This is a genomic window from Spongiibacter tropicus DSM 19543 (assembly GCF_000420325.1).
Classification (GTDB): Bacteria; Pseudomonadota; Gammaproteobacteria; order Pseudomonadales; family Spongiibacteraceae; genus Spongiibacter; species Spongiibacter tropicus.
Genome location: NZ_ATUS01000001.1, coordinates 1,121,024 through 1,143,270, shown reverse-complemented (window position 1 = coordinate 1,143,270; position 22,247 = coordinate 1,121,024). Strand labels below are relative to the sequence as shown.

Below are 22,247 nucleotides of genomic sequence, written 5' to 3'. Positions count from 1 at the left end.
TCATGTTCGCTTTTCCTAGATGGCTGCTCGCATTTGTCGTGCTGGCAGCAATGCCTGCGGCGGCAGAGGTCACGCGTATTCAGGTGCTAAGCAGTGACTTTCTGTTACCCGGGAAGGTCAATCGCTTGCAGCGACTGGCCAATCCCCATGGCATTGCCGTGCAGGCAGATTTTGGCAAAGGTGCCACGGCTGAAACCTTGGCCACGGCCGACCTGCTGATTATGGATACACCTCGCGGCTCAGATCGCGCGGAGGTGATGGGGCGTGTTGGAGCACAACTGAAGGCGGGTAATACGCCTTGGTTAGTCGTGGGCGGCGGGCCGCCGCAGGGTGGCAATCTGTCTCCGGTGATTCTGCGCCCACTGCTCGCTTACTATGCCGCTGGCGGCGAAGCCAACTTCCGAAATATGATGGCGTTCATCCGTGCCTGGCAGGACGGTAGCACTCTGTCAGCGATTCCCCCTGCCGTTCCGCTGCCCGGTGCGGGGATTTACCACTCCGGGGCTGAACAAATCTTTCCAGATTGGGCAGCCTATCAAGACTGGGGACAGCACCGCTGGTCTGAGAATGCGCCGGTATTGGCTGTGGCGATGTCTCGAAGTGTGGTGAGCAATGGCGAAACCGCGCTCTACGATGATTTGATTGCCTCGGTTGAAGCGGCGGGAGGCATTCCGCTGGTGTTCTGGTTTGAGCGCGGCAAGGCCGATGCTCTGGCTAGCATGATTGCGCAGGCCCGCCCGGCGATGCTGTTGAACACCACTCACATGGTGGATGAAGCGCGCAAGGCTGAATTTCCTGCGTTGAACATTCCGGTGGTCATGGGGCTGAGCTATCGCAACGGTACGGTCGCCCAATGGCGGGAGGCCGCGCAGGGGATGCCCGCCGCCTCATCAGCCGCACTCATGGTGATTCCCGAAGGCTGGGGGATGTCTGATCCGCTGGTGCTGACCGCCGTAGAAAACGGCTCGCCCGTGGCTATTCCCGAGCAACTGGCGCTGTTGGTGGGGCGTTTCAAGGCGCAGGCGGCGTTGCGCAACACTGCCGCCAATGAGCGCCGTCTGGCGATGATGTTCTGGAATTCCCCGGCAGGCGAAAAGAATCTGTCCGCATCGAACCTTAATATTCCGCGCAGCATTGAAAATATTATTGAAGCTCTTGCGGCGCAGGGTTATTCGCTGAGGCCGGAAAAGGAAGCGGATATTATCGCCACCGCCCAGCGCCTGCTCGGTGCTTACTATCACCCGGAGCAGTTGGACGCGTTGCTGGCCGATGGCCTGGCTGTGACGTTGCCGCTGGAAAGCTATCGCAACTGGCTGGCAACCCTGCCCGCCTCACGGCAGCAGGCCTTGCAAAACACCTGGGGTGAACCGGACAGCCACTGGGGTGTACGCACGATTGATGGCGAGCCGCAGTTTGTTATTCCCGCTGCCCGCCGTGGCAATCTGCTGTATCTGCCCCAGCCGCCACGCGCTGACCGGCCCGGTGAGAGCACACACGATCTAATCCAGCCGCCCGGTCACTTTTATCTGGCGGTCTACCTCTACCTGCGCGAGCAGTTTACGGCCCACGCCTTGATTCACCTCGGCACCCACGGGACGCAGGAGTGGACGCCGGGCAAAGATCGCGGCTTGTGGGCCTATGACTATCCCAATTTGGCGGTGGGCAACGTGCCGGTGTTCTACCCCTATATTCAGGACAATATCGGCGAAGCCATGCAGGCCAAACGCCGTGGCCGGGCGGTAACCATCAGCCATCAGACGCCGCCGTTTGCCCCCTCGGGGTTCTACGATGAGTTGCAGGATATCCATGATTTGATGCACCAGTACCTGCAGCTGGAAGACGGGGCGGTGCGCGATACCACGCGGGAATCGCTGTTGGCGATGGTGCAGGAACACAAACTGCACGAAGACCTGGGCTGGACGACCGACGCCATGCGCGGAGACACCGGGCCGTTTATTGCTCTGCTTCACGACCACCTTCACCAGCTGGCTCAGGCGACCACCCCTATTGGTCTGCACAGCTTCGGCGAATCGGCGGATGACGACTACCGCTGGGCCACCGTGATGCAGCAACTCGGAGAGGAGTACTATCGGGCGCTGGAGCTGGATACCACCGAACTGTTTGCCGACAGCTTTGAGCAACTGTTTGAATCGCCCGCTTACCGCTACTTGCTGCCGTATCTACGCGGAGAAAAATCTGCGGAGGACGCCGGTAGCAAGGAACTGTCGGCGCTTATGCAGCGCGCCCAGCAGTACGATACCGCACTGCGAAATAACGGTGAAATTGAGGCGCTAATAACCAGCTTGGCCGGGGGCTTCGTCCGGCCGGGGCCGGGCGGCGACCCGGTGCGCAACCCGGGCACCAGCAGCGGCACCAATCTCTATGCACTGGACCCGCATAAAATTCCCAGTCCGGAGGCCTACCGGGCTGCGGAGGAAACGTACCGGGAATTGATAGACGATTACCGTAGCAACCATCAGGGGCAGTGGCCCGACAAGCTGGCTTTCTCGCTGTGGTCGTCGGAGACCATTCGCACCCTCGGCTTGAGCGAAGCACAGATCATGCAGGCGCTGGGTGTGAAGCCGGTGTGGGATGCCGGTGGGCAAGTGGTGGATCTGGAAATTATTCCCGTCGAAGAACTGGGGCGTCCGCGAGTGGACGCTGTTATTCATGTCACCAGTGTTTACCGAGACCAGTTCGATGCGGTGATGGATAAGTTGTCGGTTGTGCTGGAAAAACTGGCCGGGCGCGATGAAGCCAATAACCCCATTGCAGAAAACAGCCGACGTCTGGCCTCGTTGCTGCGTGAGCAGGGCGTGCCGATGGCGGAAGCCGGGCAATATGCCAGCGCACGTATTTTCAGTAATCCGCCCGGCGACTACGGCAGCGGTGTTACCCGTGTGGCGATGGATTCTACCGAGTGGGACGACAGCGCCGTGCTGGCCGAGACCTTTTTGAACAGCCAGTCTCACATTTACAGCCAGCATCACTGGGGCCGTTCGGTGAAAGAACTTGGCGTGATGGAAGCGCAATTAAACGGTGTGGACGCCGTGCTGCTGTCGCGTTCTTCCAATTTGCACGGCCTGCTGTCTACCGACCACCCCTTTGAGTACCTTGGCGGACTGTCGGCAACGGTGAATCATGTCAGCGGCGAGCGACCGGCCCTGTATGTATCTAATGCCCGCAGCGCCCGCGCCAGCATTGCCTCGGCCAGCACGTTTCTGAGCAGCGAAATGCGTACCCGCTATCAGAACCCGCAGTGGATAAACGGCATGAAGGCCGAGGGCTACGCCGGAACAGTGGCCATGCTGAAAGTTGTTAACAACCTCTTTGGCTGGCAGGTGATGGACCCGAATATGGTGCGTGAAGACCAGTGGCAGGCTATGCACGACACCTATGTGATGGACCGCCGTGAGCTGGGGTTGAATGAGTGGTTTGCCGAACATAACCCCACGGCTCAGGCGCAGGTAATCGAACGCATGGCCGAGGCGATTCGCAAGGGCTATTGGGACGCCAGCGAGCAGACCCGAAAGGAACTCGTCGAGCGCTGGCAAACGCTGACAAGCGAGGAGGGCGCGCAGCCCGGCGCCGACAAAACGGTCGCTTTCCTTAAAGAACAAGCCGCCGGGTTCGGGATGAGCTGGCCAGAGGCGGCCAGTGAGGCCGCAGAGGCAAGTGCTGCTGAACCCCAGGTCGTTAAGGGTCAGGTGCTTGAGGCCGTACAAGCTGAGGATTCACCGCAGCCGCCGTCTTGGTGGCTGTGGGGGGCATGGCTGCTGCTGGCACTGAGCTTTCTGGCCGGTGCGGCCAGCAACTATTACCACTCTCAATCTTTCAGACAACAGGTGAAGGCATCATGCTGAGCAGTCAACTTGAATCCGTGTTTTATCAAATCTCGGCGATGTTTCTGTTGCCCGCATTACTGTGCATTGTCGTGGCTCTGCTCTACACCCTCTACGCCAGCGGCAGCCTGATCTGCGAAGCCTGGCTGCGCCGTTCTTCGGAACATCGCAGCGCATTGAGCGGCTATGCCCGGCAGGCAGGTGTGGTCAGTGATGATCTGGAACTGTGGATATTGCGCCGTCTGGAATGGTTGAAACTCACCTCACGGGTCACGCCGCTGCTCGGTCTGGTGGCCACGCTGATCCCGATGGGGCCCGCTTTGTTGGCCCTGTCAGAGAACGACACCTCTGCGGTGGGCAGCAATATGGTCGTCGCGTTTTCCGGGGTAACGCTGGCACTGATCGCCGCCAGCCTGAGCTTCGTGTTGCTCAATATTCGTCGGCGCTGGCTGTTTGAAGAACTGCGTGACATCGAGCGCGCGCAACAGTGTGGAGAACAGTGAGATGCCCCGACGTTTTTTGGAACACGAAGACGACGATCCCATCCTGTCGGTGGTTAACCTCATCGACCTGTTTCTGGTCATTACCGTCATCCTGCTGATTATTATTGTCCGCAATCCCCTCAACCCCTTTGCCAGCGACAACGTGGTGATTGTTGAAAACCCCGGCGAAGACGATATGCGGATCACCATCAAAAACGGCGAAGAACTCACTCGCTACGAAAGCAGCGGAGAAATGGGAGAAGGCCAGGGCACCAAAGCCGGCGTCACCTACCGCCTGCCCGACGGTAAAATGGTGTACGTTCCGGAGTGAGTCGCGGGTAGCTGCTTTTGCACATTTGTCATGATGCTGTGTTTTACTTTGTCTTCTGGACTGAGGAAAGCATCTCAGCGCCGAGGGGCAGGACTGGGCGCCGAGCGATGATGCAATAGGAGTGAATGTGAATCCATTATTGAAAGAAGTTGAACGCAAGGGCTGGTCGCGCCGGGTTTTCCTGCGAAATCTGCTGTTTTCTGCCGGTAGCGTCGCCACCGCCAGCTGGTTAACAGCCTGCGGCGGAGGCTCCGGTGGCAGCGGCGGCGGTCGGTCGGCCGGTTTCTCCAGTAAGTTCCGTAATATCGGGCCATTGCTTGAGCCCAATGACGACGGCATTCGCTTGCCCGAAGGCTTTACGTCGCGCCAATTGGCGGTTTTTGGCGAGCCGCCGGTGCCAGAGGTTGATCCCTTTTTTATCTGGCATTCCGACCCTGATGGGGGCGGTACCTTTCGCACGGATGACGGCGGTTGGATTTACGTCAGTAATTCCGAAGCGCGAGATCTGACAACCCTTCGAGATCAGGATCCCACCGGCATTTTTCGCCGGAACCTCGATCGCGATACGGCGGCGTTGTTACCGCCTTTCTTTGGCGGTGGTGTGAGCGCACTGCGCTTTGATGCGCTCGGGAATCTGGTGGATGCCTATCCCTGTCAGCGCGGCACCACTACCAACTGTTCTGGCGGTGCCACGCCGTGGGGAACCTGGATTAACGGCGAAGAAATCTGGGACGGAAAAATGTTCGAGTGCAGCCCGCTCCGCGATGGTGGGGAAGCTGTTGAACTTCCCTGTTTTGGCCGCAAGGCTCACGAGATGGTGGCGGTGGATGTCGAGCACCGTGCCATTTATCACACCGAGGATATTGATACCGACACCGATCGTTTCTATCGCACTGTCTGGGAGCTGAATGATTGGCCGGAGGCGACGGAACGCCCGAACATGGATGCCGGTAAATTGCAGGTACTGTTCGTGCCGGATGGCATTGAGGCTGCGCGTCTGGGGCCGGTCGCCTTCCAATGGAACGATGCCGTTGATGATGGCCGCGCTCAGCCAGACACGGTAGATGAAGTGGATGCCACCATTTTCGGCGGCAATGAAGGTGTTTGGTACTTGGAGGGAATGGTCTTCTTCTCTACCAAGAGCGATGACAATATCTGGGCGATTGATGTTGCCGGGGGCACTATCGAGAGTATCTATAACCCAGAGAACGGCGTGATTGGCTCGCCGTTTGATTTGGACGAGGAGCCATTAAGCGGTGTCGATAATATTGCCATGACGCTCGATGGTGAAATGCTGGTCGTGGAAGACGGCGGCTTTATGCGCTGTATGGTGTTGCTGCCCGACCGCACGACCATTCCCCTGTTACAGCTTCCGGGCAGTCCCAGCTTGACGGAAGTGACAGGCATTGCGATTGCACCGAGTGGCGATCGCATTTATGTCTCGGGGCAGCGCAGCCGCCCATTGGGTATTTTCCCGCCAGAACTGGAGCCGGGTTCACTCATTCCGACCCGCGTAGCCGGGGTGACCTACGAGATTCAAATGCCGTTCTCGGTGCGTGTTGATCGCCCGATGGCGAAGCCCTTGACCGCGTAATTGGCCACCCTATAGCGGGGCGTCAGCCCCGCTGATCGCTCAGGGTTTAGTTGTGAACGCCACCGTCGACTTTCACTACTTCGCCCGTCATATGCGCACCATCGGCAGATGCCAGCATGGCGATAACGCCCGCGACTTGTTCCGGCGCGCCGAACTGACCATCGGGGCGGTTGAGGTGGGTAAAGAGATCCATATCGAGGCTTGCCATTCGCTCGCCCTGCGCCAGTACCATCGGGGTCAAAATGCCGCCCGGTGCAACGGCATTTACCCGAACGCCTTGCTTGAGGTATTCCCATGCCAGCGTGCGCGTGAGCGCATACACACCACCTTTACTGGCCGCGTAGGCAGCCATATACGGGTGGCCGAATTGGGCTGAGGTAGATGCCGCGTTGACGATACAGCCTTTGGTTTCCAGCAGTGCGGGAATGGCTTCGCGACAGCACAGGAAGGTGCCGATGAGGTTGACGTTCAGAATTTGCTGAAATTCTGCCAACGAGGTTTCCGTGCTGGGCATGGATCGCAAGATGCCCGCCATATTAATCAGCGCATCCAGCTTGCCTTCTTTGTCTTTAACGTCGGCAATCAGGGCTTTGACCTGTTCTTCTTCTGCGACTGACGCCGAGTAGGCGCGAACACTGCCAGACATATCTGCAGCGGCTGAAACAGTTTCCTGCAACCCGGCTTCATTGAGGTCTACCGCGATGACTGCGCCGCCTTCGGAGGCAATACGCAGTGCCGTTGCCTGGCCAATCCCCGACCCGGCGCCGGTGACGATAATGGATTTATTGCTGAAACGCTGCAGCCCGCTAAGGCTCTTGTTTTCGTTGCTCATGAGATGTCCGACGATGAGAAAAGAGCGCAGTCTAACTGTTTTGGGACATTGGTTGGAGCGTTGGAAGATTACGATGCGTTTAATTAAATCGCGACAGTCTTTTCGCGTTAGCCCTTAGCTGGCGCGCAGCCGCCTTGATGGCATATGCGCTGCTAGCTATTAGCAGCACTATGTCTGTCTGGATGCTGGCAGGCTGGCCTGACACATCTGAATAAACTGCTCGATCAGTTGTTCGGCTTCGCCGCTGCTCACCTGGGTAGTCATATGGGCAACGGTTTCGGCGCAGCTCATGATCAGCATCAGGCGAGTGCGCAGCGCCTGACGATCCACACCGGGATAGCGCTCGGTGAAAATGTCTTCGGCGAAGCGGCTGTTCTGGCGGGTGTCGGCCATATCCAGAGCCATCAGTTCGGGGTCAGCCTGAATCGCGGCACGGAGGTGGCTGCGATAGGGCTGCGAGCGCTGAAGCTGACAATACTGCTGCATGGCCTTGCGCATGGCCTGCCATTCATCGTCGTTGTCGGGTTTGAGGCTGGCGACCAACAGTTCGCGATTTTCCTGAAAGCTGGCCCTTGCCAGTTCGAGCAATACCGCCTGTTTGTTGGGGAAATAGCGATACAGGGCGGGCTTGGAAACCCCCGCACGGCGCGCCAGCTCGGCCATGGAAAAGCCATCGGCGCCGCATTCGCCAATGAGTGTGGCGGCGGCCTCCAGCATGGCATTCAGGTTCTTTTTAGCGCGGTCCTGTTCGGGCTGGCGGCGTAATTGTTTGCTGTTATTCGTTGTCATCGCTTGACTTTACCTTAAAAGTGACTAACGATCACGTTTTAAATATGTGACCAATGGTCGCGTTTGTTTGAAAAAGTGACCTTTGGTCGTTTTCTTTTGGGGGCAGTGATGGCGGATTCTGTATTCGATGTTGTAGTAATAGGAGCGGGGCCTGGCGGCTTGATACTGACACGCCGTTTGGCGGAAAGCGGCGTTAACTTTGTGAGTCTGGAGCGCAATGGCGATGTGGGCGGGATTTGGGATATCGATGCGCCCGGTTCGCCGATGTACGAATCAGCACATTTTATCTCCTCGCGCAGTTGCTCCGGCTTTCCGGGTTTTCCCATGCCGGAGAACTTCCCCGATTATCCCGGTCACCGGCAGTTGCTGAGCTATATCCGCAGTTATGCCGATCACCACGATTTGCGTAAGCACATTCGTTTTAACACCGAGGTGGTCAAGACCTTTCAGAATGATGACGGCCTCTGGCAGCTGCAGCTCAGCGGTGGCGAGGTACTGCAAACCCGCTATCTGATCTGTGCCAACGGGGTGACCTGGGAGCCCAATATCGTTGAATGGCCCGGCGAGTTCAGCGGTGAGATTCGCCACTCGGTCAGCTACCGTTCGCCCCAGGAGTTTGCGGGCAAGCGGGTGTTGGTTGTGGGCTGTGGCAACTCGGGGGTGGATATTGCCTGCGATGCGGCCTTTGCGGCGGATCAAGCCTTTTTGAGTACTCGTCGTGGTTATCACTTTTTGCCCAAGCACCTGATGGGAATTCCCTCCGATGTGCTGGCGACAAAGGGGCCGAAGCTGCCGTTTCGTTTGCAGCAGATGCTGTTTGGCGGTTTGTTGCGGTTGATCAACGGCAAGCCTGAAGATTACGGCCTGCCTACGCCGGATCACAAAATCTTTGAGTCTCACCCGCTGATGAACACGCAGATTCTGCATTACATCAAGCACGGGGACTGTATTCCCAAGCCGGGAATCGAGCGCTTCGAGGGCGATGAGGTGGTGTTCACCGATGGCAGCCGCGAGCAGATTGATCTGGTGATTGCCGCGACGGGCTATCAGCACGCCAGTCCCTTTCTGCCGGAAGATGCCTGGGAAGACAAAGGCGGGCGCCCCGACTTGTATCTACGCATTTTCTCCAAGCGCTACAACAATCTGGCGGTACTGGGCTTTGTGGAGTTTGCCTCGGCGGCCTACGCCAGCTTCGATGAAATGGCCGAGCTGATTGTGGCTGATGCAACGGCGACGAAGGAGACGAGTCTGGCTCGCAAACTGGCAGAGAAGAAGCAGCACCACGATCCCGACCTCAAGGCAGGCCATCGTTATATTGCCACGCCGCGCCACGCCAATTACGTCGATGTGGACCGCTATCTGAAGGTCTTGGGGCAGGTGAAGCGCGAACTGGGAGTGGCATCATGAGCGAGATAAAGAGAGCGATTGTGGTGGGCTCCAGCGGCGGCATCGGGCCGGAAATTGCCCGCCGTCTGAATCGTCAGGGCTATGAGCTGACCTTGGTCGACCGCGACCTGTTGGCGATACAGACCCTGGCGGAGCAACTGAGCCGTGCTACGGCGGTGGCGGCGGATCTGTGTGATCGCGAGGCACTGGCTGAGCTGTGCGCCAAGATTGAAGGCGATGTCGACGGCTACGACGTAGCGGTCATGAATGCAGGGGTGATCTTCCCGAAACTGGTGCAGGATACCGACCCCGGCGAGCTGGATCTGGAGCTGGAGGTGAATCTGCGCTCGGCCATCCATCTGCTGCGCGCCTTTACCCGCCATATGCTGCCGCGCAAGCGGGGGCACATTATTACCACGGTGTCGATGGGCGGCATTATCGCGCTCAAGGGCAGTGCCTGCTACGCCGCCACCAAGTTTGGTTTACGCGGTTTTGTGGTCAGTCTGCACAATGAGCTTCGTGCTCACGGCATTAGCGTCTCGGGCATCTATCCCAGCGGGGTGGACACGCCGATGCTGCAATACGAGGCCCGCAATGATGGCAGCGCGCTGAATTTTGCCAGCGCCCTGCAATCGGTGTCGGATATTGGCGATGCCTTCGAACGGGCACTGGCTACCGGGAAAGTGGAGATCTATCCCTCGTGGATGGACAGTCTGTCCGGCCGTCTGGTTGGCAGTTTCCCCTGGCTGATTCCCCGAGTTTTGCCTCTCATGGAACGTATTGGCGAACGCGGACGTCAGCGGTATCTGGCGCAGCTAGAGCAGCGCAGTCAGTCATGACCGGCGCCGCCGGTCGTCGTGTGTCTTCTTACGTTGTGTGTCAGCTTAAAAGGTGAAGCGAAGCCGCGCCCGTAGCTGACGCGGCTCAAACACCTTGTAGTGAATGTCTTCGACACCGGCGGCGGGCTCGCCGGGCAGGCGGGACGCGTAGAAGTAATCGATGTCGTGGTCATCGCTGTCGAGCAGGTTCAGCACATCCAGTTGCAGGGTGACTCGCTCGTTGCCCCAGCCCACGGTGGCGCTGGCGAGGGTGGAACCGTCGGATTCCACGCTGTCGTCTTCAATCAGCGGATAGCTGGCGAAGTGGCGCAGGTGCAGTGAGCCAAACCAGCCGTTGGGCGCATTGGCGGTGAGGCCGGCGGTGGCGACAAAGGGCAGGGCGCCGGGAATGTCTTGGCCGTCAGGGCTGCGGTCCGAAAATTCTGCGTCGGTCCAGGCGAGGTCGGCTTCCAGGGTCCAGATATCGCTGAGCGTGATGAAGTTGTTGAACTCCACACCTCGACGACGGCTGGGGCGGCTGGCCTCGGTTGTCCCGGCATCACCAACAAACAGCAGTTCGGAGTCGAGTTCGAGATACCACAGCGCTACCGAGGTGTTCCAGCGTTCAAACAGGGTACTCTTGATGCCCCATTCGGCGCCGGTGGAGCGTACCAGTGGATCGACCTTGTCCACCGCGCTGCCGCTGCCGGGATCAACGCGTATGGTGGTGCCGCGGGCGTCGTTGGAATGAAAACCGCGACCGGCGCTCAGGTACATTTCACTGCGGGGGGAAAGCGCATAAATCAGACTGGCTTTGGGGCTGGCAATGCTGTCGCTGGTGTCGCCGCTGTTGAGGGGATTGTCGGCGTCGACATCAAAGCGGTAGTAGTCGCCTCGCAGGCCGAGAATGGCGCGCCAGCGCTCATGAAAGTGCCATTCCATTTCGTAGAACAGCGCGGCACTGCTTTCTTCCACGCTGTCTTCCCGAGTGGTGGCAAGGCGTTGTCGGTTTGCTGTGTGGTACAGGCCAACGTCGCTGATATCATCGTGGCGAACTTCGACGCCCACTTTCTGGCGAAATTGGTTGCGGCTGCCGCTTAGCCAGCCATGATTCCAATGCCCGCCGAGAATGCGGCGTTTATCCAACTGCTCAAACTGGTCGCCATTCACCGGGTCATCCAGGAAGTAGGTGAAGTTCGACCACAATTGCATTTCGTAGTCGATGACATAGGCGCCCCAGGCGGTATTGCCGTGCGCCGTCTCCGTATTGAATTGAGCAGACAGGCTGGCGCGCCGGGAGTTGCCGCCCAATCGCTCGTCGAGCGAACCCAGTTCGTCGATCAGTCCCTGATCCACGGCGCGCTGGGGGATCTGATCGGCAGAATCCCAGTCATTGTCGTAGTACATGGCCGTGATGCTCCACTGGCGATCGCGGTCATCACCACTGCTGAGGCGAAGCAGACCGTTCAGCTTTTGGGCATTGCCGTCGATATCCGTCCACGGTCCATCGAAATACTGATTTTCGATAGCGGCAAAGAGCTGTTGGCCCGCGACCGTCGCGCCGCCCATGGCTAACAGGCGCTGGTAATTATCTTCGCCCATTTCCAGTTGCAGGCGGTTGTCGGGCGCCCGGTGAAAAGTGTTGATATGCACGCCGCCCGCCGAGGAAAAATCGCCCAGCTCGGCGTGATAGGGGCCTTTCACATAATGCAGGCTCTCGATGATTTCGGGGATCAGAAAGTTGGCGTCGGTGTAGCCCTGCCCATGACCGTGGGTGCGCATATTCACCGGCATGCCGTCGATCCAGGTTGCGAAGTCGGTGCCGTGATCCAGATTAAAGCCGCGCAGAAACATCTGGTTGGATTTCCCCGAGCCGCTATGCTGGGTCACGATCATTCCGGGAATGGCCTCGAGAATATCGCCGGGGCGCTGGACCGGTCGCAGGGCCAGATCAACCTGGCCGATAACGCCCTCGGACGCGGAGCGTGCATCCCCGACCAGTGCGTCGCGTCGCCCTTCTACCACCAGCTCTTCAATATGGGCGTTGGCGGGCAAACAACTCACGGCGCCGATTGCCAAGGCCAGCAGGTGAATAGACGGTAATGTGGATGGGCCTGAATGTCGTGACATTATGTTGTCTCCGTGAGGGTTGGCAATCGCTTTGCTTGTCGTTGTTATAGTCGTATTGATAACAGCGAGCCCCTTGGCCGACCAGTCATCGGTTTTCAGACATTAAAGGCAAGTACTGAGGCGTTCAGAGTAAGGTACGTGAAGGATATGGCATCGGATAACAATAAATGGATACGCCGGCTGACGTGGCCCCGCGCACAGCGTTTGCCAGAGTTGGGGACGCGCGAAGTGGAGGTGCTGGATATTCTCTGGGCCAGCCATACCGCCAGTGCCCAGGAAGTACTGAGTCAGTTGGGGGGAAACACACTTTCTCTGTCGACGGTACAAAGCACGCTGGAACGCCTGCACCGCAAACAGTTAGTCGAGCGCCACAAAGTGGGGCGAGCGTATCGCTATCGCGCCTTGATGACCCAGTCGCAACTGATCAGCGGGCTGATGAATGATCTTGCCGACGATGTGGCCGCTGGAAAGCTGGCGCCTATGCTGTCCGGCTTTGTGGACTATCTGCGGATGAAGTCACCGGCACTCGGCGAAGAGGTCTCGCAAGTGCTGCAGGCGGATCAACGCGGCGATACCGAGTCCGCCGATGACTGAGCTGTTGTTCCTGCTGAAATGGGCAGGCATCTGGCTTCTTGTGACGGTGCTTGCCGAATGGCTGACGGCGGCTTGTTACCCCCTGTTTCATCGCGGCATTGCGCCGCTCAACCCCGCCCTGCGCAGCACCGCGCGTTTGCTATTCAGTATGACCGCGCCGCTGTCGTCCATCGCGGTTGTGGCGCTGTTGAACCAGCCGACGCTGCTCGAACATCTGCTTGCCGAGCATTGCCATGACGGCCGTTGCGGTGTTCATGCGCCGGTGCATGCCAATGCGGGCGCCGTGGTGGCGGTTGCCATGTTAAGCGGTTTGCTGGTGCTGCTGGTGTTTGCGGTACTGATCTGGTCGCTGCACCTCAGTCAACGGCGCTTTCGTCTGCTGGAAAAACTCACCGAAGCCGAAACCGGTCAGGCCCTGCGTGTTATCGATACTCCGGGGATGCTGGCTTCCTGCGTGGGGCTATTGCGACCCAAAGTCTTTGTCTCCCGGCAACTCACACAGCAACTCAGTGCAGCTGAACTTCAGGCGGTGATTGCCCATGAACAGGCTCACGCCTACCGTCTGGATAACCTCAAATCGCTGATGCTGCGCTGGTCGTCCCTGCTGTGGCCGCCAGTCATTGCAAGGCGCATCAGGCACGACTATCAGCACGATGCCGAACTCGCCTGCGATCAACTTGCTGGAAAGCGTTGCGATCCGGCAGCGCTGCACTCGGCATTGGAAAAAATGTCGGGCAGTAAAACCGCGCGTGATACGGAGCGGCTGCGTCAAGGTGAGGAGCGGCAGGCCGCCGGTGGGCGCGATGTCCTGCAGAAAGTGTTGCTCAGTCTGTTGCTGTTCTTCAGTGTGGTGGGTCTGGTGTTTGTGCTGCTCAATGCCGCCCATATGGGAATAGAGTGGTTGGGTGAGGTGTAGATACGGCGTGATGTGGTGGATGTGTTATTCATCCCGACATCGCTCGTCGCTCAGCTCAATTTCAATTGTGGTATGTGCAATATCCTCGCTCGACAGCGCCGTATGGATGGTTTCTTTTAGCTTTGAATAGTCTTCAAGTGAGTCCAGTGGATATGCCCTGATATGCGCGGTAAGAACGTGTTGCTCGCCGTCCAGTGACCAGAGGTGAAGGTGATGGACGCTCTCAACCTTATCAAGGGAGCGTAAAGACTGAGTGATCGTATCGACGGTATTTGCGCTTGGCGTGGCTTGTATAAAAAGGCGCCCGGTTTTCAACACCGTTTTTACTACGTTGATAAGAATGAATAAGGTAAATCCGACTGACAGCAATGGATCGAGAATTGGCATGTCTACGATTGGCATGACCAAGGCCACGAGAAGAACCGCCAGCCATCCAAACACGTCCTCCATCAGATGCCAGTTTAGAATCTTCTCATTGAGTGTTTTGCCTGCCTTGAGCTTATAGGCGGCGAAACTGTTTACAGTGACTCCCAACACGGCCAAGGCAATCATCCCCTCGGTGTGAGGCATCACGGGATTAAGCAGGCGCGGTAAGGCCTCTGATATCACCCATATTGATCCACTGATTAATACAAGACCGTTGACGAGTGCCCCCACCAGACTCAGGCGACGATAGCCGTAGGTGAATTGAGAGTCTGGCTTTCGATTTCCGAGCCGGTCGAGTAGCCAGCCACTGCCGATGGACAAGCTGTCTCCCAGGTCGTGGACCGCATCCGCCATAATGGCCGTGCTGTTGGTGAGCCAGCCGCCAATAAATTCGATGATCGAGAACGACAGGTTCAAGAGGAATGCCCAGCCCATGCGCTGGGATCGGGCGGCATGCGTATGGTCGTGCATGATTGTCTCCTGTGTATTGCGGTGCAGGGTAAGCTGCACCGCGGAGAATGGCTATTGCTGATCCTTCTTGTGTGCCCATTGGTATAACACCGGTAGCACGATCAGGGTCAATAGCGTGGAGGACAGAATGCCGCCAATGACGACCGTTGCCAACGGCCGTTGCACTTCAGCGCCTGTGCCGGTGTTTAATGCCATGGGTATGAATCCCAGACTGGCGACCATGGCGGTCATCAATACCGGACGCAGCCGGATCAGTGCGCCATCAATAATCGCCTGACGGAGATTGCCTGTCTCAAGCCAGAGGTCTCGAATAAAGGCCAGCATCACCAGACCATTCAGCACGGCTACACCGGAAAGGGCGATAAAGCCGACACCGGCGGAAATGGATAAGGGAAGGCCGCGAAGCCACAATGCCAAGACACCGCCGGTAAGCGCCAGTGGTACGCCGGTAAAAATGATCAGTGAGTCTTTCAGCGAGCCGAAGGCCATGACGAGCAATCCGATGATAATGGCCAGTGTGACCGGTACGACCAGCGCGAGCCGTTTACTGGCGGATTCCAATTGTTCAAACGTGCCTCCGTAGTCAAGCCAATAACCGGCGGGTAATGTCAGGTTTTTCGAAATTTGAATCTTGGCTTCATCGACAAAACTGCCCAAGTCCCGGTCTCTCACATTCGCCGTTACCACGACTCGGCGTTTGCCGTTTTCTCTGCTGATTTGCGCCGGTGCAGGTTTAAGCTTGAGGTCTGCGACTTCAGCCAGTGGGACATAATTACCATTTGGCAGCGGTACTGGCAGAAAGCCGAGACTGTCGATATCGCGTCGTATATCTTCCGGCAGCCGCAAGGCGAGCGTGAAGCGACGATCACCTTCGTAGATGAGCCCCAGCTCTTTGCCGCCAATACCCGTCGCAATCAGTGTCTGCATATCGTCTACGGTCAAACCGTACTGCGCCAGGGCAAGGCGTTTGGGGATCACCGATAACATGGGCAAGCCGCTGACTTGCTCCACCCGTGCATCCGCTGCGCCGTCGAGCTGTTGTACGACGGTGAGTATCTGCTGGGCGATTTTTTCAAGTTGTTCAAGATCGTCGCCAAATACCTTGATGCCCAGATCGGCTCGCACCCCGGAAATCAATTCGTTAAACCGCATCTGAATAGGTTGGGTAAATTCGTAGTTGTTGCCGGGCAATGTCTCAAGGGCTTCCTCCATAGCGCTTACCAGCTCCGTCTTGGAGCGGCTGGGATCCGGCCACTGGTCGCGGGGTTTTAGCATGACAAAATTGTCTGCCACATTGGGTGGCATCGGGTCCGTCGCGACTTCCGGCGTACCGATCTTGGCAAACACGGTCTCCACCTCTGGAAACGCTTTTATTTTTTCTTCCAGAATTTCCTGCAGTGCTATCGATTGCTCGAGACCTGTACCCGGTATCCTCAGGGCATGCAGCGCGATATCTCCCTCATCAAGCTGTGGGATGAACTCCGCGCCAAGGGTGCTTGCCAGCCACAAGCATGAAGCGAGCAAAACGCCAGCGCTTGCCAGTACCGCGCCGGGCAAGGCAAGTGCCTTTTCCAGTAACGGGCGGTACAGGGCTTTGCCTGAGCGAATAATGCGACTTTCCTGTTCCTTAACCGGGCCGTTCATAAAGACGGCTACAGCGGCGGGTACCAGCGTCAGCGACATGGCCATCGCGGCCAGCAAGGCCATCATGACGGTCGCTGCCATAGGGTGGAACATTTTTCCTTCCACACCACTGAGCGAAAAAATGGGTATGTAGACGACGGTAATAATGGCCACGCCGAACAGGCTTGGGCGTATCACTTCCCGGGTTGCCGCATACACCACGTCCAGTCGCTCGCGCAATGGCAGCGGTTGCCCGGCGTGACTCAGGCGCCGGATACAGTTTTCTACAATAATCACCGCACCATCGACAATGAGCCCGAAATCCAGCGCGCCGAGGCTCATCAAGTTGGCGGAAACACCGGTACCTACCATGCCGGTAATGGTCGCCATCATCGACAGCGGAATTACGGCCGCAGTGATCAGTGCCGCACGAATATTTCCCAGCAGAAGCAGCAAAACGACAATGACGAGTAAGGCGCCTTCAAGCAGATTTTTCTGCACCGTGACGATCGTTTTATCGACGAGTGAGGTCCGGTCGTAAACCGTTTCAAGCGTAATGCCGTCGGGTAAGGAGGCTTTAATGGCCTCCAGTCTGGCCGCGAGATCCGCTGCCACTTGGCGGGCGTTCGCGCCAGTGAGCATCATGGCTGTAGCCAATACGGTTTCCCGACCGTCGCGCGTCGCCGCCCCGGTGCGCAGCTCTTTGCCAATGGCGACCTCTGCAACATCTTTAAGCATCACCGGCGCCGCGCGATGTCGAGCAACAACAATGCTCTCAATGTCTGCAATGGTTTTGAGCTGTCCCGGAGAGCGCACTAAAATCTGCTCACCGTAGCGCTCAATGTAACCCGCCCCGCGATTGCTATTATTGGCCCGCACTGCGCGGGCAATGTCTTGCAAGCTAATGCCGTGCTCCAGCAATTGCATTGGCTTGGGGGTGATGTGGTACTGCTTGTCAAAGCCGCCAATGGTGTTGATTTCTACCACGCCGCGCACCTGCGCCAATTGCGGTTTGATCAGCCAGTCCTGAATTTCCCTGAGCGAGGTCGCATCCCAAGGCTTGCCGCTCGCCTGTGTCGATCCTGGCTCCGCTTCAACGGTATAGCTGAAGATTTCGCCCAGACCCGTGGCAATCGGCCCCATTTGCGGTTCGAGCCCTGACGGCAGCGCATTTTTTATGGAAGCCAAGCGCTCGTCAATCAGATTGCGAGCGTGGTAAATATCGGTGCCTTCTTCAAACACCACGGTCACCTGCGACAGGCCATAGCGTGACAAGGAGCGTGTGTACTCAAGCTGCGGCAGGCCATAGAGCGCCGTTTCAACAGGGAAGGTGATGCGCTGCTCGGCTTCCAGCGGTGAGTACCCCGGCGCATGGGTATTGATTTGCACCTGCACATTTGTAATGTCGGGCACCGCGTCGATCGGGAGTCGCTGATAACTCCAGATACCCATGCCGATCAATACGGCTATGAGGCTGAGTACAAAAAAACGTCGCTCAATGGAGAGACGTACAATGGCATCAATCATGACTCTCTCCTCAGTGCTCGTGAGATGCAGCGGACTTTTCAATGTCTGCCTTGATCAAGTAGCTGTTGTCGACAACATAGCGATCACCCGCGTCCAGCCCTGACAGCACTTCAGTGTGCACCCCGTCGGTACGACCCGGCTCAAGCGCTCGTGCGTAGTAGCGTTCGCCCTCCTGAATAAACACGACAGGCCTGCCGTCCAGTTGTTGGATGGCGCGTGTTTTTATGACTAAAGGTGAGCTCACAATCTCTGCATCGATTTCGGCGGAAACCAGATCGCCGGGTGCCATATCGCCATTGGCATTGTCCAGCATCACGCGCGCGATCACGTAAGGTTCGCTCTGATCAGCGGGTGCTATCGATTCGATGTGACTGTCGTGACGGTGGTTGTTGTGAATCACGTGCACCGGAAGTCCCGGCTTGACCTCAAAGCGCTGGGAGGAGAACACTTGCAGGGTTGCCCACAACCGTCGGGTATCGACCACGGTAAACAGCGGGGTATTACCGCTGATTTCGCCAACACTGGTTTGCCGGGATTGAATGATGCCGCTGATGGGAGCGACTACCGCGTAGTCTTTTAAGCTGTCGTTGGACTCGACCACGGCTAACACTTCGCCCTTGTCTACGCTCTGGCCAACACGGGCTCTGACCGATGTCACCAGTCCGGCGAAGCGTGCTCGAAGCGCTACCCGCTGATCCGGGGGCAATTCCAGGCGACCATAAACCTGAAGGTGGCGCTCTATCTTGCCGGGGCCAGCGATCTTTGAGCTTATCCCGTTGCGTGCCGCCATGGCCGCTGAAATGGTGGTTGCTTCGCCTTCACTGGCATGATCCTGCTGCGCCAGATCGCTGCTTTCCTGCGCCGGGTAGTGCGTTTGCTGGTTGTCGTTGTGGCTGTCACTGGCGATGCCGGGCTGAGCGATGGCAAGAAGCAGACACAGGGCGGTGAGATGCATTTGCATAGGACGGTTTCCAGTTTTAATCGTCATGGCTTGCCTCCTCGGCGAGGGGAGTGGCCGTCAACTGTTCGATAAGTGTTTGATTGTGGAGCGCCGCGGTGGCGGCGTGGATCAGTCGTCGCCGGGCATCCAGCAGTTCATTCTGGACGGCCAGCCAGTCGGTATAGCGATAACGGCCCTGCTCGTAGGCGCGGCGGGTTTGTGATTGGGCCGATTCCAGCGTGGGGATAATCCTTGTCTGCAGCGTCTTTGCCGCCAACTGGTTTTGCTGAAACGCCTGCCAGGCGCGATATAGCCGCGCGCCCAGCTTCAGTTCCCGATCTTCGCGACGATAAGATTGACTATTGAACTCGGCGTGGGCTGCCTTTTCCTCTCCGCGATTTCGGGCGGCTGAAAATAGCGGGATTTCCAGGCTCGCCGTCAACGCAGAGTCGCCACTAAACTGCTCATGACGCACACCCAGTCTCCAATTGATATTGGCACTGGACTGGCTGCGTGCGAGCGCCAGTTCCGCTTCCGCCATCCGCCGCTCTGAGGCGAGAATCGCCAGCTCGGGTGAACGCTCTACGCGACGCCGCAGGCTGGGGAAGTCGGTGGCATTGGCGAAGGAAAAGAGATTGCCCTCCACGTCGTTGAACCCGGCCTGTGGCTCGCCCCAGAGGCTTGCCAGAGACTGTCTTTCAGCGTCGTATTCCGCTTTGAGCGCGGCGAGATTAAGTTCGGCCTGCGACTGTTGCGCCTTCGCTCGGAGTCTGTCTGCCTCGGGCACAGCGCCTTTACGGGCGAGCCGTGAGATAACATCAAGAGTCTCGTCAGTTAACGCCAGAGCACGTTCTTCGACGAAAATCTGATGCTTCAAACTGAGTGCGCTAACAAAGCCTTGCGTGACGGTGGCGACCAAATCCAGCGCGGCCGCTTTGTGCTCCAGAGCCGTCCTGGCATAGCGGGTGTTGGCCAGGGCGGTTCGGGCCTTGCGTTTATCGCCAAGCTCAATCACCGAGCTAATCGACAGTGCATACTCCGCATTGCCAGTGCCGGCCAATGTGCCATTGCCGGCGAGGTTTTCCGCTTCAATACCGATGGCATAGCCAGGGGCTTGCTTGGCGGTGTCCGTCCTTGCCGCTGCCGCTTGTTCGCGAAGCGGGAAAACTTGCAGAAAAGGGTTGTTGTCGAGTGCGCGAGCGACCGCTTCTGGCAGTGTCAGTTGTGCATGGGCTGGAGACGCCAGCAAACACAAGGCCAGCGCAAGCCATCGCTCGCACCAGATACGAAGAGTACTCATGTGTAATCCTGTTGTTTTAACGCGAAATGTGTCGGTTGAGACAGGATTTACAAGATGGGAGGCCTGAAGGGAGTGTTTGGATACGCTTCGGTCAGCAGCGCGCTATAGCCTGATGAATTGGCCTCTCTGACCGCTAGCTCAAGTGAGGATTCTGAAGGGGGAACATACGAGATTTGGTGGAAATGGCAGTGGCAACAATGAATGCAACTTTCCGCATCATCGGCATGCTGGCGTTCACCTTGATCATCAGCGGCATGCCCATCGTGGCGCAGCTCTCCGGTGGCCGGAGCGGCGTTGCTAATGCCGTGCTCATCCAGCATCGACCAGACAGACTGCGATGCCAGCAGGGCGATGAGTATGTAGATGATACGTACGCGGCGTTTCATGTCCAAATGAAGCTGTTGTGAAATGAGCTGCTGATGAGCCTATAGGATACCGCCTGACAAATAAAGTTCTGGCTCCTTGGCGCGGTTTCCCGCAGAACATGCCAAATCAATTTTTGCTTGATCGGAACCGTTAATCCACGGCGAGCTGGTAGCGCGTGAATGACGCGCCCAGCAGCTCAACCTGCCTGACCGAGATCGCCCGCTTTGTCAGGAAACGGTATGGCCGCCGGGTGTGAAAGAAGTTGATCGCCACTTCGCGGTGGCCCATTGTCTTCGCCCAGTCCATCAGCTCGAGAAAAACGGCTTTGCCGACTCCCCAGGCTTGTTCGCCAATCACCACGGCCAGCTCATACTCGTCGTTTTCCCGCTGAATACCGCACCAGCCTATCAGCGCATCGTTCAGCGCAATGGCCCTGACGCGGCAGCCCGGTGTCGCGTCAACGCGCTGCTTCTCGACCAGCCACTGCTGTAAGGACGACAGAGTAAACAAGGGGTGCGCAATAAGGTGTTGTCGAACGCGGTGGCTGTTGAGTAAGGGCAGCAACTCCTCTGCATCGATCGCGTCAAGGCGAGGATAGGTGATTTCGGTCATCGGATTTTGGCTACTCGGGAAGGGTGATATCGCCGCTAATATAATCGACGGCTGGAGAGCGAAACCCCATCGCTGCCCAGGCTGCAATGAGCTTGAAGAAAAATCGCGGCGTGTGTGTGGCAGGGTTCGGCACATCATCAGGCAGCGATACACCCGCTGGCTTATCGCGGGTCATGGTACGAATCTCCAGTGCGGGCAGCGTCTGTGCAGGCCAAAGGCCGCCATGCAGGCTCAGCCAATGACCGTTCATAAATTCGAGGAACATCGGCGTATTGCAGCAGCAGGCAACCACGCGGCGCGTCTTCGCTGCCAGAGACAGGCGGTGCTCCTTCAGTGCGTCTTGCCCGGACTGACAGCGAACACGGTCCTTTCTATACACCACAAATCGCGTGGCCCCGTTGTCGTCCAATAGCGGTGGGGCGCTGTCCAGTGTTTGAAGCAGCGCTCCCGCCTGCTGACAATCCCGGCACAGGCATTCCACGCTCATAATGTGCTTACCCTCAAGCGCCAGAGTCGTGTGTCCGCAGCGACATTGAACGGTGATGCTGTTCGAACTCATAACAGGGACTCCTGTCCGTCAGTCGTTCTGGGCGAAATGGGCGAGCTGATCCGCATGGGCTTTTTGAAACGCCGGTCGCGAGCAAGCCTTTGCAACATACTGGCGACAATGTGGCGAGTCGTCCAGCCCATCCAGGCGGTCCACCAGACGCAACACATCGGCCATCGCAATATCGGCAATCGAGAAGCTGTCGGCCAGCCACTCCCGGTCTGCCAACACGGCTCCCATGTGACGAAGGCGAGCCTTGAGAAAGTCTAGAATGCGGGCGCGCTCGGGAGCCGATTCATCGCCGTCGGTAAACCGCAAAATAAACCAGGGCAGGCTGGCCATTTCCACCGAGTTCAGCGCGGCGAATAGCCACTGTATGACCTCTGCCCGTTCTGCCGGGGCAGTGGGGAGCAGCGCGTCGCTTTGCTCGCCGATATGCAGCAGCATGGCCCCGCTTTCGAACAGCGTGATATCACCATCGCGCAGCCACGGGACCTGACCAAAGGCCTGCTGACTGAAGTGCGCGGGCTGGCGGTTGTGAAACGGCACCGATTCCACCATGTAGTCGAGTCCAGCTTCCTCCAATGCCCAACGCGCACGCAAGTCGCGGACAAAGCCGCGCGGAAACTCCGGGACCCAGTCAAAGGTGGTGATGGTAAATCGAGTGGCAGTCATGGTTGCGCCTCCCTGCTGAGTGTTGGCAGTCGCCAGTCTGAGGGCA

Annotated in this window: 19 protein-coding genes; 9 read left to right on the top strand and 10 right to left on the bottom strand. The window is 57.9% G+C overall.

The window, feature by feature from the left end:
• The first annotated feature begins 2 nt into the window (after positions 1 to 2).
• From cobN to G411_RS19460, 4 genes are all read left to right on the top strand, one after another.
• On the top strand, positions 3 to 3,863 hold the full coding sequence (cobN, locus tag G411_RS19465) for a cobaltochelatase subunit CobN (RefSeq protein WP_022958158.1): 3,861 nt from the start codon (positions 3 to 5) through the stop codon (positions 3,861 to 3,863).
• Positions 3,857 to 4,345, top strand: a complete 489-nt coding sequence (locus G411_RS0105400; RefSeq protein ID WP_022958157.1) for a MotA/TolQ/ExbB proton channel family protein — start codon at positions 3,857 to 3,859, stop codon at positions 4,343 to 4,345. Before cobN ends, G411_RS0105400 begins: the two co-directional genes overlap by 7 nt.
• Before the next feature lies 1 nt (position 4,346).
• Positions 4,347 to 4,655 carry a DUF2149 domain-containing protein gene (locus G411_RS0105395; RefSeq protein WP_022958156.1) on the top strand — a complete coding sequence of 103 codons (309 nt, stop codon included), beginning with the start codon at positions 4,347 to 4,349 and terminating at the stop codon, positions 4,653 to 4,655.
• Positions 4,656 to 4,782: 127 nt separating this feature from the next.
• Positions 4,783 to 6,249, top strand: a complete 1,467-nt coding sequence (locus G411_RS19460) for an alkaline phosphatase PhoX (protein WP_022958155.1) — start codon at positions 4,783 to 4,785, stop codon at positions 6,247 to 6,249.
• A gap of 46 nt (positions 6,250 to 6,295) precedes the next feature.
• On the opposite strand, the gene G411_RS0105385 is transcribed toward G411_RS19460, so the two are convergent.
• Both G411_RS0105385 and G411_RS0105380 read right to left on the bottom strand, forming a co-directional pair.
• Positions 6,296 to 7,081: an SDR family NAD(P)-dependent oxidoreductase gene (locus tag G411_RS0105385; protein WP_022958154.1), complete on the bottom strand. Its 786-nt coding sequence runs from the start codon at positions 7,079 to 7,081 to the stop codon at positions 6,296 to 6,298.
• A 168-nt stretch (positions 7,082 to 7,249) separates the two neighbouring features.
• Positions 7,250 to 7,870 carry a TetR/AcrR family transcriptional regulator gene (locus G411_RS0105380; RefSeq protein ID WP_022958153.1) on the bottom strand — a complete coding sequence of 207 codons (621 nt, stop codon included), beginning with the start codon at positions 7,868 to 7,870 and terminating at the stop codon, positions 7,250 to 7,252.
• A 108-nt stretch (positions 7,871 to 7,978) separates the two neighbouring features.
• On the opposite strand from G411_RS0105380, the gene G411_RS19455 reads away from it, so the two are divergent.
• Both G411_RS19455 and G411_RS0105370 read left to right on the top strand, forming a co-directional pair.
• Positions 7,979 to 9,277: a flavin-containing monooxygenase gene (locus G411_RS19455; RefSeq protein ID WP_022958152.1), complete on the top strand. Its 1,299-nt coding sequence runs from the start codon at positions 7,979 to 7,981 to the stop codon at positions 9,275 to 9,277.
• The gene (locus G411_RS0105370; RefSeq protein ID WP_022958151.1) at positions 9,274 to 10,095 is read left to right on the top strand and encodes an SDR family NAD(P)-dependent oxidoreductase; all 822 of its coding nucleotides are present in this window, start codon (positions 9,274 to 9,276) and stop codon (positions 10,093 to 10,095) included. Before G411_RS19455 ends, G411_RS0105370 begins: the two co-directional genes overlap by 4 nt.
• Before the next feature lie 45 nt (positions 10,096 to 10,140).
• On the opposite strand, the gene G411_RS0105365 is transcribed toward G411_RS0105370, so the two are convergent.
• On the bottom strand, positions 10,141 to 12,204 hold the full coding sequence (locus G411_RS0105365) for a TonB-dependent receptor (RefSeq protein WP_022958150.1): 2,064 nt from the start codon (positions 12,202 to 12,204) through the stop codon (positions 10,141 to 10,143).
• 147 nt (positions 12,205 to 12,351) lie between these two features.
• Here G411_RS0105365 and G411_RS19450 point away from each other — a divergent pair, with 147 nt between their 5' ends.
• Positions 12,352 to 12,798 carry a BlaI/MecI/CopY family transcriptional regulator gene (locus G411_RS19450; RefSeq protein ID WP_022958149.1) on the top strand — a complete coding sequence of 149 codons (447 nt, stop codon included), beginning with the start codon at positions 12,352 to 12,354 and terminating at the stop codon, positions 12,796 to 12,798.
• The gene (locus G411_RS21330; protein WP_022958148.1) at positions 12,791 to 13,714 is read left to right on the top strand and encodes a M56 family metallopeptidase; all 924 of its coding nucleotides are present in this window, start codon (positions 12,791 to 12,793) and stop codon (positions 13,712 to 13,714) included. The genes G411_RS19450 and G411_RS21330 overlap by 8 nt, the downstream gene beginning before the upstream one ends.
• A 24-nt stretch (positions 13,715 to 13,738) precedes the next feature.
• On the opposite strand, the gene G411_RS0105350 is transcribed toward G411_RS21330, so the two are convergent.
• Genes G411_RS0105350 through G411_RS19440 form a run of 4 tightly spaced genes read right to left on the bottom strand, consistent with a single transcriptional unit; the run spans position 13,739 to position 20,001 of the window.
• A complete protein-coding gene (locus tag G411_RS0105350; protein WP_022958147.1) occupies positions 13,739 to 14,611 on the bottom strand; it encodes a cation diffusion facilitator family transporter in 873 nt (290 codons plus the stop codon).
• A gap of 51 nt (positions 14,612 to 14,662) precedes the next feature.
• On the bottom strand, positions 14,663 to 17,761 hold the full coding sequence (locus G411_RS0105345; protein WP_022958146.1) for an efflux RND transporter permease subunit: 3,099 nt from the start codon (positions 17,759 to 17,761) through the stop codon (positions 14,663 to 14,665).
• Positions 17,762 to 17,771: 10 nt separating this feature from the next.
• A complete protein-coding gene (locus tag G411_RS0105340; protein ID WP_211218292.1) occupies positions 17,772 to 18,749 on the bottom strand; it encodes an efflux RND transporter periplasmic adaptor subunit in 978 nt (325 codons plus the stop codon).
• Entirely contained in the window at positions 18,739 to 20,001 is a 1,263-nt protein-coding gene (locus G411_RS19440; RefSeq protein WP_022958144.1) for a TolC family protein, read from the bottom strand. The genes G411_RS0105340 and G411_RS19440 overlap by 11 nt, the downstream gene beginning before the upstream one ends.
• 176 nt (positions 20,002 to 20,177) lie before the next feature.
• Between G411_RS19440 and G411_RS0105330 the strand changes: the two genes are divergently transcribed.
• The gene (locus G411_RS0105330; protein ID WP_157581136.1) at positions 20,178 to 20,408 is read left to right on the top strand and encodes a hypothetical protein; all 231 of its coding nucleotides are present in this window, start codon (positions 20,178 to 20,180) and stop codon (positions 20,406 to 20,408) included.
• A 109-nt stretch (positions 20,409 to 20,517) separates the two neighbouring features.
• Here G411_RS0105330 and G411_RS0105325 read toward each other — a convergent pair whose 3' ends face one another.
• The 3 genes from G411_RS0105325 to G411_RS0105315 are packed head-to-tail and all read right to left on the bottom strand — an operon-like array spanning position 20,518 to position 22,201.
• Entirely contained in the window at positions 20,518 to 20,979 is a 462-nt protein-coding gene (locus G411_RS0105325; protein ID WP_022958142.1) for a GNAT family N-acetyltransferase, read from the bottom strand.
• Positions 20,980 to 20,989: 10 nt separating this feature from the next.
• Positions 20,990 to 21,538 (bottom strand): GFA family protein, encoded by a 549-nt coding sequence (locus tag G411_RS0105320; protein WP_022958141.1) that lies wholly within the window; start codon positions 21,536 to 21,538, stop codon positions 20,990 to 20,992.
• Positions 21,539 to 21,556: 18 nt separating this feature from the next.
• Entirely contained in the window at positions 21,557 to 22,201 is a 645-nt protein-coding gene (locus tag G411_RS0105315; protein ID WP_022958140.1) for a glutathione S-transferase family protein, read from the bottom strand.
• Positions 22,202 to 22,247 lie beyond the last annotated feature (46 nt).